The following is a 4,974-nucleotide window of genomic DNA, read 5'->3' on the forward strand; positions in this document are numbered from 1 at the left end:
ATTTATGATAATCATTCTTTTATAAAATTTAAATTGGAAATAGCCCTACTCATTTTGATTGCGCATCTTCAAAATGGAGGGGCTTTTCTTACTGTAAAATCAATAACTGCAGCTTATTTTGTTGGAAAAATTCTCATTCTTATTTTGAAAGTGATAGGGGTACATTTACATGCACATCAATCTTTTATGATGAAGTGGCCCTTGAATATATTATTTTTTATTGACAGACATAAAAACGATTTATTTGCTATATTGATAATTTATAGACGTTATAATAAAATGTTTACGTATATATAAACTTAATTTATTCTTGTTTGGTTTTGTTGTGAGGTTAGGCAGTGTTGATAACAATAAAATAATGAATATATCACCTGCAAAAAGAATGAAACCAATACGGAGAAGATGATTTCGTTAAAAATTCGAAAAATAAGCGTTATTAGCTCTTGAAGAAAAATGACTAGAAAAATTATAAGCATATGGAAAATAGGGTTATACAAAAAGTCCTAAAGGGGGACGGAATTATGGAGAAAAGAAAGTATTCAGTAACACCACAAGATCGAATGAATTATGTATTAGGTCTTTATTCTGCAGATCAACAAATTAATGCAGTTCTTTATTTTCCTGTAGGTATATCCAAGGAAATACTTGAAGAATCAGTAAGGATAACGTTGCAATTGCAACCAGTTTTGAACAGCCGGTTTGTAGAAAATGATATTCCTTACTGGGAGGAACATTCATCTGACACTAACTCATCTATTTGCTTTTTTGCAGAAGGAAATAATCAAGAACTTGAAATAATGGCAATAGATTTTATTAAGGAACCTGGTGATCGTATTCAGGGGCCTATGGTTCAAACGAAATTATTACGGGGCACTACAACAGATATGTTAGTTGTGAAATTGTCTCATCTATGTTCAGATGGTGCAGGAGTCAAGGAATATATTAAATTGCTTGGAATGATATATACTCACCTTTCATTGGGACGGTCTAAGAAGCAAATTATAAAGGAATTTGATAAGGGAAATGAGAGTTGTCGAGATCAATCACATGTATTCAAATACGCTGGAATATCGGACATAAAAAGTGCGTATCGTCCTAACCAAGAACAACAGGCATCGTTATGGTCTTTTCCATCTCAACCTAACAAAAATAAATTTCCCCAAATGTCCGTACGGCGATTGAGCCATGAGCAAACTCTACGTTTAACCCAATGGACAAAAGCTCAACAGGCTACCTTGAATGATGTAATCATGACTGCATACTTCCGAGCTTTATCACATTTCACTGTGTATGCAGAACCTCGCACTGCAGAAAAAATGATTGGCTTGACAATTGATTTACGTCGATATCTGCCTAATAATACAACTGGTGCTATTTGCAACTTATCCGGTATGGAAATGCCAGTGATTAAAATGGAAGACGATGAAACATTTAAGCAGACTCTTGTTCGAGTTAAACAATCAATGGATAAAATAAAGTCTCAAAATCCAGGTCTTTCTTCAGCAGCAGGAATGGAGTTACTGGCAGAAATGAAGCTATCTACAGTGAAGGAAATGTATAATCAGCAATATGAACAGGCTGTACAGATGGGGATGGCGTTGCCATTACTGACAAATTTGGGAGTAATCGCTGAGGAACCTATTCAGTTTGGTGAAATTCAAGCTGAGGACGGGTATATGACATCACCTATTATGTATGCACCATTCTTTTCAATGGGAGCAAGCTCTTATAATGGAAGGCTTACATTTACGATCGGTTATCATGCGCCGGATACATCAAAAGAAAAGGTAGAAAAATTTTTAGATAGTGTTGCTAATCAACTATCAGAAATAAAATAAAAGAGAATACAGAGAACAGATTTCTAATAGAATTGTATTTTGGGGGCTCGTATCATGTACGGATAATCTCTGGAAATTTTCTCTGACCGCACTTGCCTTTATGCTTTATATGCAATGGGAATGGTAGGGAGAAACAGTTTGTATCGTGAAAAAACAAGATATAACGGTATGAAAACAATAAAGCAGAGCTGATTTAAATTACACTTTGAATCAGCTCTGTTTTACTAGTTTGATGGCCCTTACAACAAAAAAGGAGGCTGTATCCGGTTAGGGTAAAGCGGATTTTTAATTTTTTTGAAAATAAAGTTGACATCCACAACTACTTAGTCATACAATGTAGTTGTAATAAGTGATACTGAATAGTGTGGTTTTACTCAAAAGCTATTCAGTAAAAAAATTCGCCTTAGTACTCTGTGATACTGAATATAAGTCAGACAGAATAGGGGGTAAAGGAGGATCAGGACATGGAAAATTTAACTGAAATGCTAAAAGGTTCACTGGAAGGGTGTGTACTGGAAATCATCAGTCGCCGTGAAACGTATGGCTATGAGATTACCCGCCATCTGAATGATCTTGGGTTTACCGAAGTTGTGGAAGGTACGGTGTATACCATCCTTGTACGATTAGAGAAGAAAAAGCTTGTGAATATTGAAAAGAAACCATCAGATATGGGACCGCCTCGTAAGTTTTATTCATTAAATGAAGAGGGCCGCCAAGAGCTTGAATTGTTTTGGAAAAAATGGGATTTTGTATCGTCAAAAATTAACGTCTTGAAGTCAAAATAGGTTCATAAGATAAAATGTTCCGGCCGATACTTTGGGAATTTCTTGTTCGGTTTTATAAAAAAGGAGGAAAATAAGATGTTAGAAATGTTTAAAAAGTTAATTGGTGATAAAAAAGAGTACAAAATGATGATGGCACGAGTTGAGGCTCTGCCAGAGGACTACCAATTTGTATTTAAGAAAATTCAAAACTACATGTGGAATTTCTCAGCGGGTAACGGGATGGATATGTTACACATACAGTATGAATTAATCGATTTGTTTGAAGCTGGTGCAGCAGAAGGAAGACAAGTGCTTGACATTACTGGGGATGACGTGGCTTCCTTTGCTGACGAACTAGTGGCAAATGCTAAAACTTACGTCTCCAAGTATCGTGAAGATTTGAATGAAAGTATTATGAAGAAATTGAGAAAAAAATAAATGGAATAAGTAATACCGACTGATTAGCTGGTTACACATATGAATTGCCACCATAGCTATTCAGTTATATTTTTAGCTTGGTACTAAGTGATACAGAATATCAGTGGTACTAAATAGATAGAGGTAAATAAATTATCTCCGCAAAACATTTTTATAGGGAGGAAAAAAGTATGAGTAATGCAGCGATTTCTATAAAAGGCTTGAAAAAATCCTTTAAAGACAAGGAAGTTTTAAAAGGGGTAGATTTTGAGGTGCAGCGTGGAGAAATTTTCGCGCTGCTAGGCTCAAATGGAGCGGGAAAGACGACAACGGTTAACATCCTTTCGACGCTAATGAAGCAAGATAGCGGTGAAGTAAGTATTTGCGGATTTGATGTACAGCGTCAACCAGACCATGTTCGTCAAAGTATCAGTTTGACAGGGCAGTTCGCAGCTTTAGACGGTATGCTGACAGGGAGGGAAAACTTGATAATGATCGCCAAATTACGTGGTGTTTCCAATCCCGCTCAAGTTGCTGACAATCTACTTGCAAGATTTAGCCTGACTGATGCGGCAAACGAAAGGGCAGATCAGTATTCAGGCGGGATGAAGCGCCGGCTTGATATCGCGATGAGTTTGATTGGGGCGCCAGCAGTTATTTTTCTTGACGAACCAACGACTGGACTTGATCCTGAAGCGCGAATCGAAGTGTGGGATACAGTCAAGGAACTTGCTGATAGTGGTACAACTATTTTGCTTACGACTCAGTACTTGGAGGAAGCAGAACAACTGGCTGATCGTATCGCAATTTTGCATGGCGGAAAAATTATTACGACAGGTACTCTTACTGAACTGAAAGAGATGTTCCCACCGGCAAAAGTGGAGTATATCGAGAAGCAGCCTACATTGGAAGAAATATTCCTTGCAATCATTGGCAAAAAGGAGGAGATGTAAATGAAAAGCAAAACAGGGGTATTACTTGGGCGCTTAATGCGCAATATTATGCGTAGTCCAGATACAATTATTACGGTAGCGATTACACCGATTATGATGATGCTATTGTTTGTATACGTATTTGGTGGGGCTATACAGACAGGAACAGATAACTACGTCAATTATTTATTGCCGGGAATTTTGCTAATGGCTATCGCATCCGGTGTAGCTTACACTTCCGTGCGACTCTTTACGGATGTAAAGAGTGGGCTGATGGCACGTTTCATTACGATGCCTATTAAGCGCTCATCGATATTGTGGGCTCACGTTCTAACCTCTCTTGTTGCTAATGTACTTACTATCGTGGTGGTTATTCTTGTTGCACTCTTAATGGGTTTCCGTTCCAGTGCTAATATTCTAGATTGGCTCGCGGTAGCTGGGATACTTGGGATGTTTACGCTGGCGCTAACATGGCTAGCTATCATTCCAGGATTGAAAGCGAGGTCTATGGAAGGGGCGACTGCTTACTCGTACCCGCTAGTTTTTCTTCCATTTATTAGTTCGGCCTTTGTGCCTACCGAAACGATGCCAAAAATTGTTCGTGCGTTTGCAGAGAATCAGCCTGTAACTTCAATCGTGAATGCGATTCGTGCTCTTTTATATGAAGGAACTGTTGGAAACGATATTTGGATTGCGCTCGCTTGGTGCGTCGGAATTATGGTTATTGCTTACTTCTTTGCTAGTAAAGCATTTAAACGTCAGCTAGGGTAAGTGAATGAAATCATCCGGAATAATATATTTTTTTGAAAAAGCACGGGAAGATTTTCCGTGCTTTAATAATTCATTCATACTTCGCTTAATTGTAGTAGTTTTAAAGTAAATAGGAGAATAATAAATTGAATACACATGCCTGTATGGTATGTTAACACTTAACTAAAATGACTTGTTAATAAACAGAATATTCCGTGTAAATATAGAGGTTATCGTAGTAATGTGTTATATTTATACTTATAAGGTATATAA

Annotated in this window: 6 protein-coding genes; all 6 read left to right on the forward strand. The window is 37.3% G+C overall.

The features are described 5' to 3' along the window. Positions 1 to 297: hypothetical protein (locus tag ABWK52_RS18580; RefSeq protein ID WP_353772066.1), on the forward strand; the 297-nt coding region annotated here is incomplete at its 5' end. 224 nt (positions 298 to 521) lie between these two features. After that, on the forward strand, positions 522 to 1,838 hold the full coding sequence (locus tag ABWK52_RS18585) for a condensation domain-containing protein (protein ID WP_000415483.1): 1,317 nt from the start codon (positions 522 to 524) through the stop codon (positions 1,836 to 1,838). Between the two features lie 464 nt (positions 1,839 to 2,302). Continuing rightward, complete coding sequence (locus ABWK52_RS18590) at positions 2,303 to 2,623, forward strand: PadR family transcriptional regulator (RefSeq protein WP_000429488.1); 321 nt, start codon at positions 2,303 to 2,305, stop codon at positions 2,621 to 2,623. Positions 2,624 to 2,698: 75 nt separating this feature from the next. Then, positions 2,699 to 3,040: a DUF1048 domain-containing protein gene (locus ABWK52_RS18595; RefSeq protein WP_000891986.1), complete on the forward strand. Its 342-nt coding sequence runs from the start codon at positions 2,699 to 2,701 to the stop codon at positions 3,038 to 3,040. A gap of 170 nt (positions 3,041 to 3,210) precedes the next feature. After that, the gene (locus tag ABWK52_RS18600; RefSeq protein ID WP_098541127.1) at positions 3,211 to 3,972 is read left to right on the forward strand and encodes an ABC transporter ATP-binding protein; all 762 of its coding nucleotides are present in this window, start codon (positions 3,211 to 3,213) and stop codon (positions 3,970 to 3,972) included. Further along, on the forward strand, positions 3,973 to 4,722 hold the full coding sequence (locus ABWK52_RS18605; RefSeq protein WP_087948616.1) for an ABC transporter permease: 750 nt from the start codon (positions 3,973 to 3,975) through the stop codon (positions 4,720 to 4,722). The last annotated feature ends 252 nt before the right edge of the window (positions 4,723 to 4,974 follow it).

The sequence above is a fragment of the Bacillus sp. AP50 genome (assembly GCF_040492675.1).
GTDB classification, from domain to species: Bacteria; Bacillota; Bacilli; order Bacillales; family Bacillaceae_G; genus Bacillus_A; species Bacillus_A cereus.